Origin of the sequence: Aquilutibacter rugosus, from assembly GCF_036541335.1 — a bacterium.
In the GTDB taxonomy this organism is placed as follows: domain Bacteria; phylum Pseudomonadota; class Gammaproteobacteria; order Xanthomonadales; family Xanthomonadaceae; genus Aquilutibacter; species Aquilutibacter rugosus.
The window spans coordinates 300,075-318,791 of sequence record NZ_JAZHBO010000002.1 but is presented as its reverse complement, the minus strand read 5'-3'; the positions used below and the strand labels follow the sequence as shown (position 1 = coordinate 318,791).

General features: G+C 59.3%; 22 protein-coding genes. 8 read left to right on the top strand and 14 right to left on the bottom strand.

Features of this window, described 5'->3' with window-relative positions:
• The 8 genes from lolD to sdhC are packed head-to-tail and all read right to left on the bottom strand — an operon-like array spanning position 1 to position 6,039.
• Positions 1-693 (bottom strand): lipoprotein-releasing ABC transporter ATP-binding protein LolD, encoded by a 693-nt coding sequence (gene lolD / locus V3390_RS06750; RefSeq protein ID WP_331703898.1) that lies wholly within the window; start codon positions 691-693, stop codon positions 1-3.
• Entirely contained in the window at positions 686-1,930 is a 1,245-nt protein-coding gene (locus tag V3390_RS06745; protein ID WP_331688576.1) for a lipoprotein-releasing ABC transporter permease subunit, read from the bottom strand. Before V3390_RS06745 ends, lolD begins: the two co-directional genes overlap by 8 nt.
• A gap of 4 nt (positions 1,931-1,934) precedes the next feature.
• The gene (locus tag V3390_RS06740; protein WP_331688575.1) at positions 1,935-2,384 is read right to left on the bottom strand and encodes a hypothetical protein; all 450 of its coding nucleotides are present in this window, start codon (positions 2,382-2,384) and stop codon (positions 1,935-1,937) included.
• The gene (locus V3390_RS06735; protein ID WP_331688574.1) at positions 2,323-2,619 is read right to left on the bottom strand and encodes an FAD assembly factor SdhE; all 297 of its coding nucleotides are present in this window, start codon (positions 2,617-2,619) and stop codon (positions 2,323-2,325) included. Before V3390_RS06735 ends, V3390_RS06740 begins: the two co-directional genes overlap by 62 nt.
• A gap of 31 nt (positions 2,620-2,650) precedes the next feature.
• Positions 2,651-3,433, bottom strand: a complete 783-nt coding sequence (locus V3390_RS06730; RefSeq protein ID WP_331688573.1) for a succinate dehydrogenase iron-sulfur subunit — start codon at positions 3,431-3,433, stop codon at positions 2,651-2,653.
• An 18-nt stretch (positions 3,434-3,451) separates the two neighbouring features.
• The gene (sdhA, locus tag V3390_RS06725) at positions 3,452-5,206 is read right to left on the bottom strand and encodes a succinate dehydrogenase flavoprotein subunit (RefSeq protein WP_331688953.1); all 1,755 of its coding nucleotides are present in this window, start codon (positions 5,204-5,206) and stop codon (positions 3,452-3,454) included.
• Between the two features lie 45 nt (positions 5,207-5,251).
• Complete coding sequence (gene sdhD / locus V3390_RS06720) at positions 5,252-5,647, bottom strand: succinate dehydrogenase, hydrophobic membrane anchor protein (protein WP_331688572.1); 396 nt, start codon at positions 5,645-5,647, stop codon at positions 5,252-5,254.
• On the bottom strand, positions 5,644-6,039 hold the full coding sequence (gene sdhC, locus V3390_RS06715) for a succinate dehydrogenase, cytochrome b556 subunit (protein WP_331703897.1): 396 nt from the start codon (positions 6,037-6,039) through the stop codon (positions 5,644-5,646). The genes sdhD and sdhC overlap by 4 nt, the downstream gene beginning before the upstream one ends.
• Before the next feature lie 28 nt (positions 6,040-6,067).
• On the opposite strand from sdhC, the gene ygfZ reads away from it, so the two are divergent.
• The 4 genes from ygfZ to V3390_RS06695 all read left to right on the top strand — a co-directional run bounded on the left by ygfZ (position 6,068) and on the right by V3390_RS06695 (position 10,151).
• Entirely contained in the window at positions 6,068-6,847 is a 780-nt protein-coding gene (gene ygfZ, locus V3390_RS06710) for a CAF17-like 4Fe-4S cluster assembly/insertion protein YgfZ (protein ID WP_331703896.1), read from the top strand.
• Between the two features lie 97 nt (positions 6,848-6,944).
• Positions 6,945-8,786: a vWA domain-containing protein gene (locus tag V3390_RS06705; RefSeq protein ID WP_331703895.1), complete on the top strand. Its 1,842-nt coding sequence runs from the start codon at positions 6,945-6,947 to the stop codon at positions 8,784-8,786.
• 19 nt (positions 8,787-8,805) lie between these two features.
• Positions 8,806-9,363 carry a sigma-70 family RNA polymerase sigma factor gene (locus tag V3390_RS06700; RefSeq protein ID WP_331703894.1) on the top strand — a complete coding sequence of 186 codons (558 nt, stop codon included), beginning with the start codon at positions 8,806-8,808 and terminating at the stop codon, positions 9,361-9,363.
• Positions 9,360-10,151, top strand: a complete 792-nt coding sequence (locus V3390_RS06695) for a hypothetical protein (protein WP_331703893.1) — start codon at positions 9,360-9,362, stop codon at positions 10,149-10,151. The genes V3390_RS06700 and V3390_RS06695 overlap by 4 nt, the downstream gene beginning before the upstream one ends.
• Here V3390_RS06695 and V3390_RS06690 read toward each other — a convergent pair.
• From V3390_RS06690 to V3390_RS06675, 4 genes are all read right to left on the bottom strand, one after another.
• The gene (locus tag V3390_RS06690; protein WP_331703892.1) at positions 10,148-12,427 is read right to left on the bottom strand and encodes a thiamine pyrophosphate-dependent enzyme; all 2,280 of its coding nucleotides are present in this window, start codon (positions 12,425-12,427) and stop codon (positions 10,148-10,150) included. The genes V3390_RS06695 and V3390_RS06690 overlap by 4 nt on opposite strands.
• On the bottom strand, positions 12,427-12,999 hold the full coding sequence (locus V3390_RS06685) for a GNAT family N-acetyltransferase (protein ID WP_331688566.1): 573 nt from the start codon (positions 12,997-12,999) through the stop codon (positions 12,427-12,429). Before V3390_RS06685 ends, V3390_RS06690 begins: the two co-directional genes overlap by 1 nt.
• A gap of 8 nt (positions 13,000-13,007) precedes the next feature.
• A complete protein-coding gene (locus tag V3390_RS06680) occupies positions 13,008-14,171 on the bottom strand; it encodes an acyl-CoA dehydrogenase family protein (RefSeq protein ID WP_331688565.1) in 1,164 nt (387 codons plus the stop codon).
• Between the two features lie 121 nt (positions 14,172-14,292).
• Positions 14,293-15,024, bottom strand: coding sequence for a glycine zipper 2TM domain-containing protein (locus V3390_RS06675; protein WP_331703891.1), 732 nt, complete (start codon positions 15,022-15,024; stop codon positions 14,293-14,295).
• A gap of 144 nt (positions 15,025-15,168) precedes the next feature.
• On the opposite strand from V3390_RS06675, the gene V3390_RS06670 reads away from it, so the two are divergent.
• Together V3390_RS06670 and V3390_RS06665 are read left to right on the top strand one after the other, a co-directional pair.
• On the top strand, positions 15,169-15,405 hold the full coding sequence (locus V3390_RS06670) for a DUF6116 family protein (protein WP_331688563.1): 237 nt from the start codon (positions 15,169-15,171) through the stop codon (positions 15,403-15,405).
• Positions 15,406-15,411: 6 nt separating this feature from the next.
• Entirely contained in the window at positions 15,412-16,185 is a 774-nt protein-coding gene (locus V3390_RS06665; protein ID WP_331688562.1) for a TatD family hydrolase, read from the top strand.
• Here V3390_RS06665 and V3390_RS06660 read toward each other — a convergent pair.
• Positions 16,171-16,995, bottom strand: a complete 825-nt coding sequence (locus tag V3390_RS06660) for a tRNA threonylcarbamoyladenosine dehydratase (protein WP_331703890.1) — start codon at positions 16,993-16,995, stop codon at positions 16,171-16,173. The genes V3390_RS06665 and V3390_RS06660 overlap by 15 nt on opposite strands.
• Before the next feature lie 83 nt (positions 16,996-17,078).
• Between V3390_RS06660 and V3390_RS06655 the strand changes: the two genes are divergently transcribed.
• Positions 17,079-17,528 carry a cytochrome c gene (locus V3390_RS06655; protein WP_331703889.1) on the top strand — a complete coding sequence of 150 codons (450 nt, stop codon included), beginning with the start codon at positions 17,079-17,081 and terminating at the stop codon, positions 17,526-17,528.
• 116 nt (positions 17,529-17,644) lie between these two features.
• Here the strand turns inward: V3390_RS06655 and V3390_RS06650 are convergent, their stop codons facing one another.
• Positions 17,645-17,854, bottom strand: a complete 210-nt coding sequence (locus V3390_RS06650) for a cold-shock protein (protein ID WP_331688559.1) — start codon at positions 17,852-17,854, stop codon at positions 17,645-17,647.
• Between the two features lie 310 nt (positions 17,855-18,164).
• Between V3390_RS06650 and V3390_RS06645 the strand changes: the two genes are divergently transcribed.
• Positions 18,165-18,692: a DUF456 domain-containing protein gene (locus tag V3390_RS06645; RefSeq protein ID WP_331688558.1), complete on the top strand. Its 528-nt coding sequence runs from the start codon at positions 18,165-18,167 to the stop codon at positions 18,690-18,692.
• Positions 18,693-18,717: the final 25 nt, after the last annotated feature.

Below are 18,717 nucleotides of genomic sequence, written 5' to 3'. Positions count from 1 at the left end.
TTAGGCGACGAGCTGCAGCTTGCCTTCGATCAGTTCCACCACGCGATCCATGCGTGCGGCCAAACGGCGATCGTGCGTCACCATCACCAGCGAGGTGCCGTGTTCGCGATTGAGGCCCAGCATCAGTTCAAACACCGTTGCAGCGGTGCGCTCATCGAGATTACCCGTCGGCTCATCGCCCAGAATGCAGCGCGGACGATTGGCCAGCGCACGAGCCACGGCAGCACGTTGTCGTTCACCACCGGAGAGCTCACCGGGCTTGTGATTCAGACGATGGCCCAGGCCGACCGCCTCGAGCAACTCGATCGCCCGTGCCTTGGCAGCGGCCACCGACTGATCGGCCAGCATCACCGGTAGCATGACGTTTTCCACCGCGGTGAACTCAGGCAGCAGGTGATGGAACTGATAGATAAAGCCCAGGGCGCGATTGCGCAACGTGCCGCGCTCCTTATCGGAGAGCGACGACATCAGCGTGCCGGCGACATAAACCTCACCGGAGGTTGGCGTATCCAAGCCGCCCAGCAGGTGCAGCAAGGTACTCTTGCCCGCGCCCGATGCACCGACAATTGCCACCGTCTCACCCGGAGCCACCTTTAAATCGAGCCCGTTGAATACCGGGGTCTGGAGCTGGCCTTCGTTATAGGTCATCGACAGACCGCGGCAGGCCAGTACGGAATCAAGAATTTCACTCATAGCGCAGGGCCTCGGCAGGTGCGGTGCGCGCAGCTCGCCACGCCGGATACAAAGTCGCAAGGAAGGCCATGGTCAGCGACACCGCCGAAATCGTCAGGATGTCACTCAGTCGCATATCCGTTGGCAAGCCGGTGATGTAGTACACATCTTCCGGCAGCAGCTGCACACCGAATACGGCCTCAATGGCCTGCAGGATATTTTCGAGGTTCAAGGTCAGCAGCACACCGAAGATCACACCGGCGAGCGTACCGATAATGCCAATCAGCGAGCCCTGCACCATAAATGTGCGCATCACACCGCCGGGCGAGAATCCCAAGGTCCTCAGGATGGCGATGTCGGCCTGCTTATCGGTCACCAGCATGACTTGCGACGACACCAGATTGAACGCGCCCATCGCAATGATCAGCGACAGAAGGATGCCCATCAGCGTCTTTTCCATCTTGAGGGCGCGGAACATGTTGATGTTCTCACGCGACCAGTCGGACACCTGATACTGGCCGCGCAAGGCGGTATTGAGCTGCCCTGCCACGATCGAGGCCTTGTCCATATCGCGCACTTTGACACGCAGGCCGGTCACGCCTTCGCCAATGCGCAATACGCGCTGCAGATCCTGCATGTGCACGAAGGCCATGCCGCGATCGTATTCGTTATAGCCCGCTGAAAAGATGCCACTCACCGTAAAGCGCTTGAGCTGCGGCACCGCGCTCACCGGCGTGATGCGATAGTCCGATGTCATCAGCGTCACCTTGTCGCCCACGCTCACGCCCAACCATTGCGCCAGTTCGGATCCGACAATGATATTGAACGACCCCGGCTGCAGATCGGAGAACTTGCCGCTGGTCACCTTGCTGCTGATCACCGAGACCTGTGGCTCCAACGCCGGCTCGACGCCGCGCACCATGGCCGGCTGATTGCGTTGTCCGGTCAGCAGCGTTTCCTTTTCGACATAGGGTGCCACGCCCACGACGTCAGGGTTGCGGCGAATGTCCTGATCCACCTCGCGCCAGCCGTACACCGGCTCACCGTATCCGGTGACCGTGGCGTGCGACACCATTTGCAGCATGCGATCGCGAATTTCGATCTGAAAGCCGCTCATGACGGACAGGGTCGTGATCAGCGCCGCCACACCCAGCGCAATGCCGAGAATGGAAGCCAGCGAAATAAAGGAGATAAAGCCATTTCGGCGTTTGGCGCGCAGGTAGCGCAAGCCGATGGCTACGGGTAAGGGTTTGAACATGTGCCTATGGTGCCACGGCTTCACGCGCCTGCGAAGCATCCCGCCGCATCACAGCCAGCTTGAATTCACGCCGCTCCTCGCCATCGACGAAGGCCACCACGCGAGTGGCCACCGCATCGCCCGCAGAAAACACCATCAAGCAAAGCGGCCCACGCCACTCGGTCTGCAGGCTCTTAAAGGATTCGCCGTCCAGAATGATCGGACCGGCGGTGCCCCACTCCAGCTCCAGACGCGTGACTCGCACCAGCCGGGAATGCAAACACCACAATGCCGCTAGCGTCAGAACGGCCGCGACCAGCTGCCAGCCCGTCGCCGCAGTCCGTAAGGCACTGCCGGTTAAAGAGAACGTCAAAAACAGCCCCGCCAGGGCGCTGATACCAACCGGCAGCCGACTAGCTTGCCGAATCAGGCGGTAATCCACCGACGAGGCGGACGATGTCGGAATAGCGCTCATCCGTGCAGGGCTCGTAACCCATGAACCATTGGAAGAGCTTATCGTCCTCGACATCGAGCAAGGACAGGAACTGATCGCGCTCAGCAGCGGACGCCTGCGGCCATCGGTCCGACAGGTAGCGTTCCATGATGCGATCGAGTTCGCGCATGCCGCGCCGACACTTCCAGCGGACTTTGCGCAACAAGGCCGCCTCGTCGGCGGCCTCTGCGAAATCATTCGGTTGTGAATCCGTCATGATTTATCGGCTAATTATGCAGTTGCTTGAATTAAATCTGCCGCTCAAGCATCAGCTTTTTAATTTCGCCGATGGCCTTGGCCGGATTCAGACCCTTGGGGCAGGTCCGGGCGCAGTTCATGATGGTGTGGCAGCGGTATAGCTTGAACGGGTCTTCGAGATCGTCCAGGCGGGCACCGGTGTCCTCATCGCGCGAGTCGATGATCCAGCGATAGGACTGCAGCAGGATCGCGGGACCCAGGTAACGGTCACCATTCCACCAGTACGAGGGGCACGAGGTGGAGCAGCAGGCGCACAGGATGCATTCGTACAGACCGTCGAGCTTGTCGCGATCGGCCGGCGACTGCAGACGCTCACGATCGGACGGGGCCGGCGACTGCGTGCGCAGCCACGGCTTGATCGATGCGTATTGCGCATAGAAATGCGTCAGATCCGGAACCAGATCCTTGACTACTTCCATGTGCGGCAGCGGATAGATGGCAATGTCCTTACCCGGGACATCTTCGATGGCACGCACGCAAGCCAGCGTGTTGGTGCCGCCGATGTTCATGGCGCAGGAGCCGCAGATGCCTTCGCGGCAGGAGCGACGGAAGGTCAGTGTCGGATCAATCTCATTTTTGATCTTGATCAGTGCGTCCAGCACCATGGGCCCGCAGGAGTCCAGATCCAGCTCGTAAGTGTCGAGCGTGGGGTTGCGACCGTCTTCGGGGTTCCAACGGTAAATCTTGAAAACGCGCTTGTTCTTGGCGTTAGGCGCCGGCCAGTGACGACCGGTTTCTACCTTGGAGTTCTTGGGAAGCGAAAATTCTGCCATGATCTGTTCTCTCCCCGATCAGTACTTACGTTCTTTCGGCGGAATAACGGCTACATCGTCGGTGTTGGTGTACAAATGCACCGGACGGTAGTCGAGGTTGGTATTGCCCTTTTCGTCGATGGAGCACAGTGTGTGCTTCATCCAGTTCTCGTCATCACGTTGCGGGAAATCCTCGCGGGCATGTGCACCGCGCGATTCCTTGCGGTTCTCCGCCGAGACGATGGTCACCACGGCCTGGTCAAGCAAGTTGGCCAGTTCGAACGTTTCGATCAGATCCGAGTTCCAGATCAGCGAACGGTCGGTGGTCTGCACATCGGCAAAGGAGGCGTGAATGTCCCGCATCTTGGCGACGCCTTCGGCCAGCGTTTCTCCGGTACGGAACACGGCCGCGTCGGCCTGCATCGTGCGTTGCATGCGGTCACGGATGACAGCCGTCGGCGTGCTGCCGCGGGCATAACGCAGATTGTCGAGACGGTCAATTGCCTTATCCACCGACGCTTGCGGCACGGCAGTTTGCGACTTGGCAGGAGTGATCGTTTCGGCAGCGCGATTGGCGACCGCACGACCGAACACCACCAGGTCGAGCAAGGAGTTGGAACCCAGACGGTTGGCACCGTGCACGGACACGCAGGCTGCTTCGCCGATGGCGTACAGACCCGGGACCACCGCGTCGGGGTTGCCGTTGCGCAGTTGCACCACTTCGCCGTGGTAGTTGGTCGGAATGCCGCCCATGTTGTAGTGAACCGTCGGGATGACCGGAATCGGCTGCTTTTCAACATCGACGCCGGCAAAGATGCGGGCGCTTTCGGCGATACCCGGCAGCTTTTTATGAATGACTTCGGGACCTAGGTGCGTCAGATCGAGCAGGATGTGATCCTTGTGCTCGCCAACACCGCGACCTTCGCGAATTTCCATGGTCATCGAACGGCTGACCATGTCACGCGGTGCCAGATCCTTGACCGAAGGTGCATAACGCTCCATGAAGCGTTCGCCTTGGCTGTTGCGCAGAATGCCGCCTTCACCGCGCACACCCTCAGTGATCAGACAGCCCGCGCCGTAAATACCGGTCGGGTGGAATTGCACGAATTCCATATCCTGCAGGGCCAGACCGGCGCGCAGCGCCATACCGCCGCCGTCACCCGTACAGGTGTGAGCCGACGTCGCGCTGAAATAGGCGCGGCCGTAACCGCCGGTGGCCAGCACGGTGCCTTGGGCGCGGAACAGGTGCAAGGTGCCGTCGGACATGTCCATGGCCAGCACGCCGGTGCAGGCACCGTTGTCGTCCATGATCAGGTCGAGTGCGAAATACTCGATAAAGAACTCGGCATCGTGAGCCAACGACTGCTGATACAGCGTATGCAGGATGGCGTGACCGGTACGGTCTGCAGCGGCACAGGTACGTTGCGCCGGCGGGCCCTCGCCGTTGCGGGTGGTCATGCCACCGAACGGACGCTGATAGATCTTGCCCTCATCGGTGCGCGAGAACGGCACACCGTAATGCTCCAGTTCTACCACGGCCGGAATGGCCTCACGGCACATGTAGGCGATGGCATCCTGGTCGCCCAACCAGTCCGAACCTTTGACGGTGTCGTAGAAGTGATACTGCCAGCTGTCCTCGCCCATGTTGGCCAGCGCAGCGGCGATACCGCCCTGAGCGGCGACGGTATGCGAACGCGTCGGGAACACCTTGGTAATACAGGCCGTCTTTAGGCCCTTTTGGGCCAGACCGAAGGTGGCGCGCAGACCGGCACCACCGGCGCCGACCACGACCATGTCAAAGTCATGTTCCTGGATGGGATACGAATTAGTTGCCACGAATTAAGCTCCGAGCGCGATGCGCAGGATGGCCGTCACGCCTGCAAGCGCAGCGACGGCACAGATGAAAACGATTAGCCATTGCAGAGTAATCGCCAGGCCATGCGTGTGGACGTAATCCTCGACCACGACCTGCAGACCGAGTTTGGCGTGCCAGAACATGGTGATGACCAATCCGATCAGCACGACCATGTTCAGCGGATGGCGAACCACCGCAATGGCATTGGCGTAATCGGAGGTCATGCAGAACAGAATCAGGCCCAGCGTGTACAAACCGAACAGGCCCACCGCAATGGCGGTTGCACGCTGACGGATGAAATGACCGGTACCCGACTTTGCACTGCCCAGACCGCGGGCGCGCTTGAGCGGGTTACGCAAGGAATCTGCAGCGCGGCTCATGCGGCACCTCCGTTAGTGATGACAATCAGCCAGACCATCACGGTCAGCACCAGGCTGCCAATCAGGCTGATCCAGCTGCTGCGCACAAAGGCAGGAATTGAGAAGCCGTAGCCGGCGTCCTGCACGATATGGCGGATGCCGTTGATCAGGTGATAGGCAATGGTCCAGCTCCACGCAAACAGGAACAGGAAGCCTATCGGAGAGCGAATGCACTCCATGAACTGAGCCCAGGAAGCAGGACCCGATGCCAGATGCATGAGTCCGCAGACCAACACCAGAGCACCAAGGACATTAAAGATGCCGGTGGCCCGATGCAGGATTGACGACACCATTTGCGCCTGCCAGCGATAGACCTGCAGGTGCGGTGACAATGGACGGTCGCGGTTTGCCATTCGCAAATCCCTTAAAATGGATCACTAAATGGTAAACATTCCGCCCTCTCTTAACAAGTTTCTTGCATCGAGCCCGTCGGACTCGGTGTTGCCCGGCTATTCCATCCTTGGCCTCAAAGGCCCGGATGCCGTCGCGTTTGCGCAAGCGCAGTTCATGAATGATGTCGCCCTGCTCGATGTGATGCAGTGGCAATGGAACGGCTGGCTGAGCACCAAAGGACGCGTGATTGCACTGTTCCTGCTGCTGCGCGTTGCCGAGGATGAGCTCCTGATCGTTTCACCCGACATGCCCGCTGCGGAGTTGGGTCGTCGCCTGATCGGCTACGTTTTGCGCAACCGCGTGCAACTGGGCGTCTGGTCCGAGCTCGAGTGTGTGGGCCGGTTTGGTACCTCGACAGTTGCTGCTCAGCAGATTGCCGGTGACTGGAATGCGCGTCAGCTGGAGCTCAATCTCGCCACTGCTCTAGTCCCGCGCTCCCTGCACTTGCGGCCACGGGCTGAGACTGCGGTTACCGAGGGCGCATCCGCCTGGGCAATGGCTTCACTATTGGGCGGTATCCCGTCACTGCACGGCGAACAGATCGAACGATGGACCCCGCACCAGATCAGCTTGCAGTTACTGCATGCAGTATCGGTCAAGAAAGGCTGCTACCCCGGTCAGGAGATCGTGGCACGCACCCATTTTCTCGGCAAGAACAAGCGGCAATTGACGCTGCTGAGCGATATTGCTCTGACGCAGGCCGATCCGGCCACTTTGGTTTGCAGCGCTCAGTTCGGCGATGATCAGGCCGGCTTGGCCGTTCTGTAAGCACTTGGGGCCCGGTGGCCAAAAAATAATGTTACGGGTTTAACCCCATTGGCGCGGTTCGTGCGTTTAGCTCATTGAACCCACTTGGAATTGCGCCATGAACTTGCAAGTCACTCCCCGTTTCAGCGCTATCACCGTTGCTCTGCTCTCTGCCTCCATTGGCCTGAGCAGCCTTGCTGCCAATGCCGCTCCGGCAAAACCTGCCGTCCTAAAGGAACAAGGCGTAGTCGTGTGTCCGGACATGTCCGCCCTCTGGCAGGACCGCAAGGACGACGATCGGTATATGAGCCCGCCGGTGCCAATCGGCATGCCCCCTTCAGCGCCGCCACCGATCCCGGCACCCGTCGTCCTCTCCGGCGCCCGCCCATTGGCGCCGCAAGTCGCTGCCGCGCAACAGGCAGCCGCCAGTGCGGCAGTGGTTCACGCACAAGCCGCGCACGCAAGCGCAGCACGCTATGTCAGCAAAGCGCGCGGGATTACGCCGGGCATGCAGTTGCCCGAGCGCAACACCGAGAATTACGCCCACTTCAAGGACAACGCACTCACTCGAACGGATGACAATCCGGTTTCGACCTTCTCCATTGATGTGGACACCGGTAGCTATGCCAACGTACGTCGCATGATTTGCGGCAACGATCGAATCCCCGCCGATGCAGTGCGTGTCGAAGAATTCCTGAACTATTTCCGCTACTCGCGCAACGAACCGCGTGACGCCGGCAAGCCCTTCGCCATCAGTACGGAGTACGCGACGGCACCGTGGAATAACGGCCGGACGCTGATGATGGTCGGCATCAAGGGCTATGCACCGCGGGCCAGCTCGCCGCCGCCGGCCAATCTCGTGTTCCTGATCGACACGTCCGGCTCGATGGAATCCGAGGATAAGTTGGATTTGGTGAAGTACAGCCTCAAACAACTGGTCAAGAGCTTACGGCCGGTGGACCGGGTCGCCATCGTGGCTTATGCAGGCTCGGCGGGGCTGGTCTTGCCTTCGACACCGGGTTCGAACAAGTCGGCCATCATTGAGGCGCTCGATCGACTGGATGCCGGCGGCAGCACCAACGGCGGCGAAGGCCTGGAGCTTGCGTACAAAGTAGCGCGGGAGAACTTCCGCAAGGATGGCGCCAATCGCATCCTGCTGGCTACTGACGGTGACTTCAATGTCGGCAACTTTAACGGCGAGTCACTCAAGACCTATGTCGCCAGCCAGCGCAGCAGCGGCGTGGCCTTGACCACCTTGGGTTTTGGCGAAGGCAACTACAACGATGAAATGGCCGAGCAGCTAGCAGATGTCGGCAACGGTCGTCACGCATACATTGATTCCCCGCTCGAAGCGCAGCGCGTCATGCGCGATGAAATGCAGTCTGTGATGCAGACCATCGCCAAGGACATGAAGATCCAGGTCGAATTCAATCCGGCAGAAGTGGCCGAATACCGTCTAATCGGTTATGAGAACCGCGTTCTGAACGAGGCCGATTTCAGCAACGATCGTGTGGATGCGGGCGAAGTCGGTGCCGGCCAGCAAGTGACCGCGATCTACGAGTTGACGCCGGCGCAGTCCGCCGCCAAGGGCACCTCGCCACGCCGATACGGCAGTTCCGAGGCCGCGACTTCGACAGCCGCAGGTAACGGCGAGATCGCCAACATCTCGATTCGCTATAAGTTGCCGAATCAGGACAACAGCACCCTGGTCTCACAGCCGGTACTGGCCTCTGCTCTGCAACGCCCCAGCGAATCGCTGCGCTTTGCTGCGGCAGTAATCGGTTTTGCGGATCTGTTGCGCGGCGGCACGAACATCGGCAACTGGCACTGGGCTGATGTCATCCGCACCGCCAACTCGGCCGTCGGACGCGACGCTGACGGCACTCGCCGCCAATTCGTGGGCCTGGCCAAACTGGCCGATCGGCAGCTGGCCGGCACCGCGGTTGAGCCCAAGCCATGAAAGGGCTACTCTCGCTTCCATGGACGGAAGTGAGCCCGGCTTGGACGATGATGCGTTGATGGCGGCCTTCGCCATGAATGATCAGACGGCGTTTTCGAAACTGTACAGTCGGCATCGCAGCCGGCTGTACGGCTATCTTTATCGGCATTTGCACGATCGTCCGCTTTGCGACGAGCTGTTTCAGGACGTCTGGCACAAGGTTGTGCAGGCCCGTTCCGAATATCGCGCACAGGGCCAATTCACTGCGTGGCTCCTGCGCATTGCGCAGCACCGGCTCGAGGATCATTGGCGCTCCGTCAGGCATCGTCCCTCGGCCCCGGCGGATGCGCAGGACCGTCTGGACTTGCTGAGCACCACCACGACTCCCGAGTCGGAACATTCGGATTTCATGCAGCGACGCGCTCTGCGCCTGGCATTGCAGACCCTGCCATCCGAACAGCGCACCGTGTTGCTGTTACGTCTGGAGCAGGAGCTGTCGCTCGAAGCGATTGCCGACATCACCGGCAGTTCGCGCGAGACGGTCAAATCACGTCTGCGCTATGGCATGGATAAGTTGCGGCAGGTGCTGGTGCGATGAACAATAGCGCCCGTCATGAGCATGAGCCCTTGACCGACGAAGAACTGGCTCTGTCCCGGCTGCTGCGTTCGGTCGATTCCAAGGTCGCTCCTTCGGCGGAACTGGACAGTCGTGTCATTGCTTTCGCTCGCCAGGCAACAACCAAACCACGTCGGGATCACCGATGGATGCAATGGTCAGGACTTGCTGCCACCGTGGCATTAAGTGCAGTGGCGCTATTCCGATATCAGGCCGTGGACACATTGGACCGACAGGCTGAGTTTCCAACCGTTTCGGCTTCGGCTACGTCAGCAACGTCATCGAGTCCTGCACCTGCCCTGACGGCGTCCGTAACGGCAAGCGCTCCGGTCGCTGACCAGGTCGCGGCATCAGCTTCGGTCACTCAGGAGCACAAGAGCGTGGCTGCAACACAGTCCGTTGCGCCGGCTGCAGCACCCAAAGTTAGAGTTGCGACTCGTGCTTCGGCTACTGCGTCAGTGTCCGCCCCGGCCGCAGCACCGGCGCCCGCCCCGGTTGCCGTGATGGCCGCTCCGCCGCCTCCGCCGATGCCAACGCCTGCACCTGTAGAAGATATGGAGGCGGGTGCAGCGCCGACTGCTGCACGCGCAGCGGTACCGACATCAGGAGCCGACATCGCTTCTAAGGCCCCCAAGGCATGGCTGCTGGAGATCGAGCAGCTTCTAAAAGACGGTGAACCCGTACGCGCCAGGCAGGAACTGGAGCACTTCCGCCGCACTTATCCCGACGTAGCGCTCCCCGACTCCATCAAATCCCTGCTAGCGGATTAGAACCGCTGCATACCGGTTTCAACGATTTCTTGCTCCGAAGGAATGACGGCAAATGCGGCACCCGCCAACGGAGTAAACGTATCGGCGCCGACCACGCGAGCCATTGGCACTTTGCCCAGACCGTGTTCGGCCAAAGCAGTGATCACGCCCTCGCTGATGCCGGCGCTGTGACGGCCCTCGTCCACGACCAAAATACGTTTTGCATCCTCGAGATGTTTCAGCATCCAGGTCGGATCGAACGGCACCAGCCAACGCAGATCGAGCACCTCGACGTTCCACTGGCGCGCTGCGGCAATGCGTCGCGCCGCTCGCAAACTCATCGGCACGCCATTGCCAAAGGTGACGATGACCAGGTCCTTGCGATCATTGCGTGGCTTTTCGCCCGCGACAAATTTGGCATCGTACAGACGGCCTTCGCCCAGGCGCATCGCTTTTTCGGGCGCGGGATAGGCAAACTGCCAGAGCCCGTCACCCGGCTCCCACAGATCCTTGGTCATGTACAAGGCGATCGGTTCGAGGAACACGCTGACGCGGCCATCGACCACACCCATCGCGGCCAGGGTCCGCAACATGGTGGCCGCATCGTCACCACGCGACGGACAGCCTACGACGAGACCGGGGATATCGCGTAACGCCGTGATCGAGTTGTCGTTGTGGAAGTGGCCACCAAAGCCGCGCTGATAGCCTAGGCCTGCGACGCGGACCACCATCGGGTTGGCATATTGGTTATTACTGAAGAACTGCAGCGACGCCGCCTCACCACGCAGCTGGTCCAATGCATTGTGCAGATAGGCCAGGTATTGAATCTCAGGCAGAGGCAGCATGCCGACATTGGCAAAGCCCTGCGCCATGCCGAGAATCATGGTCTCATCGAGCAGCGTGTTGAACACACGTCGCCGACCGAAGGCCTTGTGCAGATTCTTGGTGACTGTATACACCCCGCCCTTCTGTGCGACATCTTCGCCGAACAGAACGGTCTGAGGATACTTGGCCATTACATCGTGCAGCGCCTGATTGATGGCGATGGCCAGATGGCGAGCGGGCTGCTGTTCCGGCAGTTTGGATTCGCCGCCGAACACTTCGAGACGTCGCTGCGCGTAATCGGCGCGTCGCGCTTCGGCCATGACCTTGGCCGGCGAATGCGGCGCCAAGGGCTTGATGATGTCTTTAAGCTTGCTCAGTTTCGGACGCTGATCGGCCGCTTCGGCGGCTGCAAAACAGCGTGCACGGACCTCCTCGTACCAGGTCTCCAGCTCTGCGGCCGACTTGAGTCCGCGCTGCAAAATCAATGCGGCGGAACGCAACAACGGATCAGTCGCCTCCACGCGGCACAGCTCGTCAATGGAGCGCCATTCGATCTCGAAGTCGGTACCGGCGTGACCCATGATGCGCGTGGTGCGCAGATGCAGAAAGGTCGGACGGCGTGTCTTGCGGCAATGCTCAACGGCAGCCCGGACATCGGCAAAACCCTGCTCCAGATCCAGACCATCGGCGTAGCGATAATCCAGCCCGGGCATGTTGGCGAAACGTTTGGCAATCCAGCCCTCGGGCGTCTTGACGCTGATGCCGATACCGTTGTCTTCGCAGACAAACAGCACAGGCGCCGGCAGTCCCTGATGTGCTGTCCATGCAGCCGCATTGAACGCAGTCTGCGCGGTGGCGTGATTGGCCGAGGCATCACCGAACGAACAGATCGTGATGCTGTCATCGGGCACCGGCAACGCGTGGCCAACGCGACGGGCCGACTCGATTGCTACTGCCGTACCCAAGGCCTTAGGCAGATGCGATGCAATGGTCGAAGTCTGCGGCAACACCCATAGCGGTTTGCTACCCCAGACTTTGTGGCGACCGCCCGACGCCGGATCCTCGGAGCTGGCTGCAAACGACAAGGCCGAATCCATGATCGGATCCATGTCCGGCAGCTTGCGAAAACGCTCCGCCATAAACGCGCCGCTGCGGTAATGCAGGAAAGCCATATCGGTGTGGCGCGTCGCACGCGCCACCATGGCATTGCCTTCGTGGCCGCTCGAACCGATTGTGTAGAACACCTTGTTCTGCACGCGCAAAACGCGAGCCATCAGATCGAGATGCCTCGAGATCAGTTGCGACTCGAACAGTTCCAGCAGGTCGGTATCGCTCAGCGCGGCGCGGTCGGCAACGCCCTGTGCAGCAGGCTGAAATGCACGCACGAACTCCAGCCAGTTGTCATCGCAAATCTGCGCGCGGTTCAGCCCTTTCATGCGGGCAGGAATGGGCGAAGGAACGGCGTTAAACATTAGGGACTCAACAGATGAAGAAAAGATTGCCGGTGCTGCGCCCAGTCCTGTGCAGACTGGGCCCAGATGCCCACATGCACACCGCTACCGGCGGGTGCCAGCTCGGCGTCGCGCACATGAAGCGAACCCAACCGCTCCGCTAAGCGGATTGATGGCGCATTGTCGTGATGAATGGTGTGGATGAGCTCGGTCCAGCCTAAGACGTCGCAGGCATAATCCATCGCCGCGACTGCCGCTTCGAAGGCATAGCCACGACCAAAGAACTGCGGACGAATGGCCCAGCCGATCTCGGTGCCCTGCCACTCAATCGGATGCCACGGCCCGCACTGCCCCACCAGTTCACCGGTCGCACGTTCGACGATTGAAAACATGCCAAAGCCCTGCACAGCCCATGCACCCGGCATCACCAGAAAGCGACGCCAGGATGCCGGGCGGCTCAGATGACCGCCGATATAGCGGGCAGTCTCTTCGTCCCCGTAGATTTCATGCATCGCTTCGAAATCCTGCAACTCAGGCAGTCGCAGGGTCAGGCGCGAAGTTTCGATCACCGGATTGCCATGTGCGGCGTTCACGGCCGCACTCAGAACGCGTTGATGCCGGTCAGTTCGCGCCCGATCACCAGCTGATGCACCGTCTCCGTCCCTTCGTACGTGATCACCGATTCCAGATTCAAGGCATGGCGAATGGCGTGATGCTCGGTCGTAATACCGGCACCGCCCAGCAAATCGCGACACTCGCGGGCAATGTCGATGGCCATGCGGCAATTGTTCCACTTGGCCAGCGAGACATGTTGCGGCACCATTTTGCCTTCGTCTTTCAGGCGTCCCAGGCGCAGCGCCAGCAACTGAGCCAGCGTGATGCGACGGGCCATTTCGGCCATTTTGATTTGCGCGCTTTGCGTTGCGGCCACCGGACGATCAAACAGAATGCGCTCCTTGGTGTAAGCCAGTACTTCCTCCAGGCAGGCGATAGCCGAACCGATCGGACCCCAGGAGATGCCGTAGCGCGCTTGCGTCAGACAGCCCAAAGGTCCCTTCAGACCCTTGACGTTCGGCAGGCGATTGGCATCGGGCACGCGAACGTTATCAAAAAACAGTGCGCCGGTTACCGAAGCACGCAGTGACATCTTGTGCTTGATTTCCTGCGTCGAGAAACCTTCCATGCCCTTTTCTACGACAAAGCCCTGAATGCCTTCATCGGTGTGGGCCCAGACGATTGCAATGTCGGCGATGGTGGCGTTGGTGATCCACATCTTGGAACCGTTCAAGACCCAATGATCGCCATCTTTGACAGCGCGGGTTTTCATGTTGGCCGGATCGGAACCGCCGTGCGACTCGGTCAGACCGAAGCACCCAATGGTCTTGCCCTGGGCCATCGACGGCAACCAGCGCATGCGCTGTTCCTCGGAACCGTAGGCATAAATCGGATACATGCACAGCGACGACTGCACCGACACGAACGAACGCAAACCGCTATCACCGCGCTCCAGTTCCTGACAGATCAGTCCGTATTGAACAGAACTCAGTTCAGCGCAGCCGTACTTGGCCGGCAAGGAGCTGCCGAGCAGGCCCAGTTCCGCCACTTCCGGGATCCATTCCACCGGGAACCTTGCTTCGTCGAAGGCATTGCCAATGACCGGGATCACGCGCGTGTCGACAAACCGTGCAACGGCCTCGCGGACGGCGTTTTCCTCTTCGGAAAGCATGGACTGGATGTCGTACAGATCTAGCGGATTCAAGGACATGGAACTGAAGGCTCATAGCGGGCAGATGTTGCCCAATTGTATACGAATGCAAAAGCCGCAAAAAAGAAGGGCCGCCAGTGCAGGCAGCCCTTCTTAGAACGTAACGGAGTGTATTTTCGGCTTACAGCGAGACGACGCCGTTGCGCATCGGCAGTCGCGACCCCTTCGGACGCGAATTCATGCGAATTGTGCCGTTCGAACCATCGGGTTCGCGGTAGCTGACCAGATAGCCGACTGTTTTACTTGTCGAAGCGCGATCCGTGACCGTATGGCACTGACGCTCCGTGGTCGAATACGTGCGGCCACCGACATGATTACGGTCAACACGGTTGCCGATATAGCCGCCAGCAATCGCACCTGCAGCCGTAGCAGCCTTGCGGCCATCACGACCGCCAACCTGGTTACCGACCAGACCACCGATCAGCACACCGGCCACGGTACCGCCGACATTGCCGTCGCGTTCCGGAGTCCGCTGTTGCACAGTGACGTTTTCACACACTTGGCGCGGCGTGCTCTGGGCAACGGCCTTAGTGATCGGTTCGATGTCCGTAATGGTGGCGTACTGCTTTTGAGCTGTTGCAGGCTTGGCGGCAGCCAAGGCCATCGGAGCGGCCACTACTGCAGCGCTCGAGCTGGCAGCCGGAGCCAATGCCATCGGCTCCACGGCTGGTTGAACGAATTCACTGCCCGTCGAATTGGTCCCAGCATCCACAGTCATCGGCATGATGATCTGCGGCGAACTCGCCTCAGAGCCGATGTTTTGGCTGAAATTGATGGAGTTGTAGGCTGCATAGGCCACACCACCCATGACGGCGATGCCCAAAGCGGCGGCAAGTAATGTCTTGTTGTTCATGGCTGCGGTCCTCTATCCATACCCATGTGGCCATTGAAGCATTTGCAACCTTAATCGAACCCCGCAAAACCATGAACCGCGCTTGTAAAGTCGAATAAAACCACCCATTGTTATTGCATTGGTTCATCTTTCGAGGGCTTTCCCATGCGTACTCCCATCGCTGCCGTGCTGTTGCGTTTCCTTGGTCGCCTGAAATTTCCGACACTATTCAAGCTGACGGCTGCCTTTTTTCTGCTGGACCTGTTCATTCCTGATTTGATTCCGTTTGCAGACGAACTGCTGCTAGGTCTGGCCACTATTCTGTTTAGCCAATGGCGCAAGCCGAAAGATGCCGTCACAGCAACTGACAATCGCGTGATTGATCACGAAACTCGTCGCTAACTGCAAATGTCAGCGGTTTCACTGTTTGACAGTCATGCGCATCTCGATGCGGATGTCTTTGATCCGGATCGCCCTGCCGTGTTACAGCGGGCTGCCGATGCCAAGGTCACAGAGCAGTTAATCCCGGCCATCAATGCTGACAACTGGCAAGCCATTGCTGACTTGTGCGCCAAAACACAGGGGCTGTTCGCCGCCTATGGCTACCACCCCATGTACTTGCCCGCGCCCGATCCGCTGTGCATCAGCGACCTGCAGAGTTGGCTCGATGCGCATCCCGACACGGTCGCCATTGGCGAATGCGGCCTGGATTTTTACGTCGAGGATTTCGACAAAACGCAGCAGCAATGGTTTCTTGACGCTCAAATGCGAATAGCCCGCGACCGCGAATTACCCGTGATTCTGCATGCGCGCCGCGCCGTTGACGATGTGATGGCGACAATTCGCCGCTTTGGACCTTTACGCGGCATCGTACACAGTTATCCCGGCAGTCTCGACCAGGCCAAGCGTCTGTTCGACATGGGGTTTCTACTGGGGATCGGTGGACCGGTCACTTATGAGCGTGCCCTACGCTTGCGCTCAGTCGTCACGCAAATGCCGCTAGAGGCCTTGGTACTCGAAACCGACGCGCCCGATCAGCCCACCGCAACACGGCGTGGTCAACGGAACGAACCGGCCTTCATGGCGGATGTTGCGAATACCGTGGCGGAACTGCGCGGAATCTCTCCGGACGAGGTTGCGACAGCCACCACAGCCAACATGCATCGCTTACTGCGAATCTGAGGGCACACGGTCGCGCTGTTTCAGCAGCAGCTCAATGGCCTTGGCACACGCGGCAAACGCAAAGGTGCCGGTGATGTGTGTCGCCGAACCCAGGCCGCCACCGCAATCGATATTCAGCGCGGCCTCACCGCTGACATTGGGACGGATGCCGCACACGGTGCCGTCAGCCTGCGGATATTGCACGTTCTCGAGCGAATACACGGCGTAAACACCGAAATAGCGCGAGCGATTGCGCGGGAAATTGAACTCCTCGCGGAGCTTGCGGCGAATTAGTGCCAGCATCGCGTCCTGCTCGGTCTTGGACAGATCGCGAATGCGGACCTGTGTCGGATCGGTGCGTCCGCCGGCAGCACCCACCATGACAAGGGGTTGCTTGCGACGTCTGCACCATGCGGCCATCTCGACCTTGACGCGAAACGCATCGCAGGCATCGATCACCACGTCGTAGTTGTGACCCAGAAGCTCGGCCATATTGGCCGGCGTCAGAAAAGTCTCCTGCACCGCTACATCAATGTGCGGATTGATGGAGCGCATGCGCTCGGCCATCAGTTGCGCCTTGGAACGGCCATAGTTGGGTGCGAGAGCCGGCAGCTGCCGATTGGTATTGGAAACACAAACTTCATCGGCGTCGACCAGTGTGAGATGGCCAATGCCGGTGCGGGCTAGTGATTCAGCAACCCAGGTACCCACACCACCGATACCGATAATGATGACTCTGCGCGTGCGGAAAAACTCCACGGCTCCGCGACCATATAAGCGGTCAATTCCGGCAAAGCGTTCGGTCCAGTCCTGTACATTCGATTCGGGCATGCGCTATTTTAACGTTCTATACCGCCTGTCGAGATGCAGCGCGGCCATGTTACATTGATTCGGAACTGCCCACGGAGATTGCAATGAACGATGTCGCACCGAACGCCAAGAAGGGCTCCAGTGCCTTTGGCCGCTATTTCTTTGTCTTGCTACTGGGCCTGGTGATCGGTGCCTTTGGTGCGGTCTATGCACTCAACGCGCTTAGCAGCAATCCGCAATCGCAGTTCCAACAAGGTTCAATGCACGTCATGGGCTGGAATATGGGCCAGCTCAAGCAGAATGTCGCTGCTGCCAAGTGCAGCGCTTCGGACAGCATTCCGCGTATTCAGGCCATCAACGTCATGGCGCGCGATCTCGAATCCGCCTTCCCTAAATATGCCGACGATGCCGCTTTCGTAAAGGCCGCTACGGATCTGCGCACCTCCTCGAACAATGCACTGATGGCTGCACCGCAAACTTGCGACGGCGTCAGTCAGGCCATGCGCAACATTGGCCTCTCGTGCGAGGGTTGCCACTCCAAGTTCAAGGACTGAGTCCTGCAGGGCTGAGCGATCCCGGCCGGAACCCAAAAGGTTTCGGCCATAAAAAACCCGGCGACAAGCGCCGGGTTTTTTTGTGCCCGATAGGTCGGACACTCTTACAAATCGATTTAGACCGGTTGGACTGCGTCGGCTTGCAAACCCTTTTGGCCATCGACCACCGTGAAGGTGACCTTTTGGCCTTCCTTCAGGCTCTTGAAACCATTGGTTTCAATGGCGCGGAAATGCACAAACACATCTTCGCCATTTTCACGGCTGATAAAGCCGAAGCCCTTGGCATCGTTGAACCACTTGACGGTTCCGGTTTCGCGGGTTGACATAAACTTGTTGCTCCATGAAGCGTTAATAAAATCGCCACGCCAATTCAGGATGAATTGGCCACGACGGCTGACTTGCATGGAGGAAGCGAGATCTAACACCCGGCTAGGCCGGTGTTCAGGCCACGGTTCACAGTGACCCAAGCAAAAACAGCAGTCTCACCTTAACCGCACCAAATTTAATTTGCAATCGTCTGCAACGCATTTATCATGTCTGCAGGCACCTCTAGTTCTCATTTGCGAACTCTGTCACAGATTTTGGCGCAAAATCCCATTAAATACGGCCAAATTATTGGCCAAATTCCGGAGCCCCATGGACACATCCACCGTTTTATACCTGATTGCCGCAGTTTTGGTCCTGGTCGGACTGGCCGGAATCGTGCTCCCGGCCCTGCCCGGCTTGCCGATTATGTTCGTCGGCATGGTCGTTGCGGCCTGGGCCGATGACTTTCAGCGCGTCAGCATTCTGACCCTGGTCCTACTCGGCATTCTGACCGTGTTGAGCTTCGGGATTGATTTCATGGCGGCGTCCATGGGCGCTAAACGTGTAGGTGCCAGCCGCCTCGCAATTATCGGCGCCGTGGTCGGCACCTTGGTCGGCGTACTGGCTGCGGGCCCCATCGGTGTCTTTATTGGTCCGTTTGCGGGCGCGCTGATCGGTGAACTGATCAACCGCCGCGATCTGAAACAGGCCACTAAAGTCGGCGTCGGCACTACCTTTGGAATCATCCTGGGCGTTGTGCTCAAACTAGGCCTGGCGTTTGCCATGCTCGGTTTGTTTGCACTGGCCTGGTTCACCGGCAATTCGCCGGTGGATTCGAGTCTCACACTGCTCGGGTAAATCCCGCTCGGCGCGAAGGCACTAC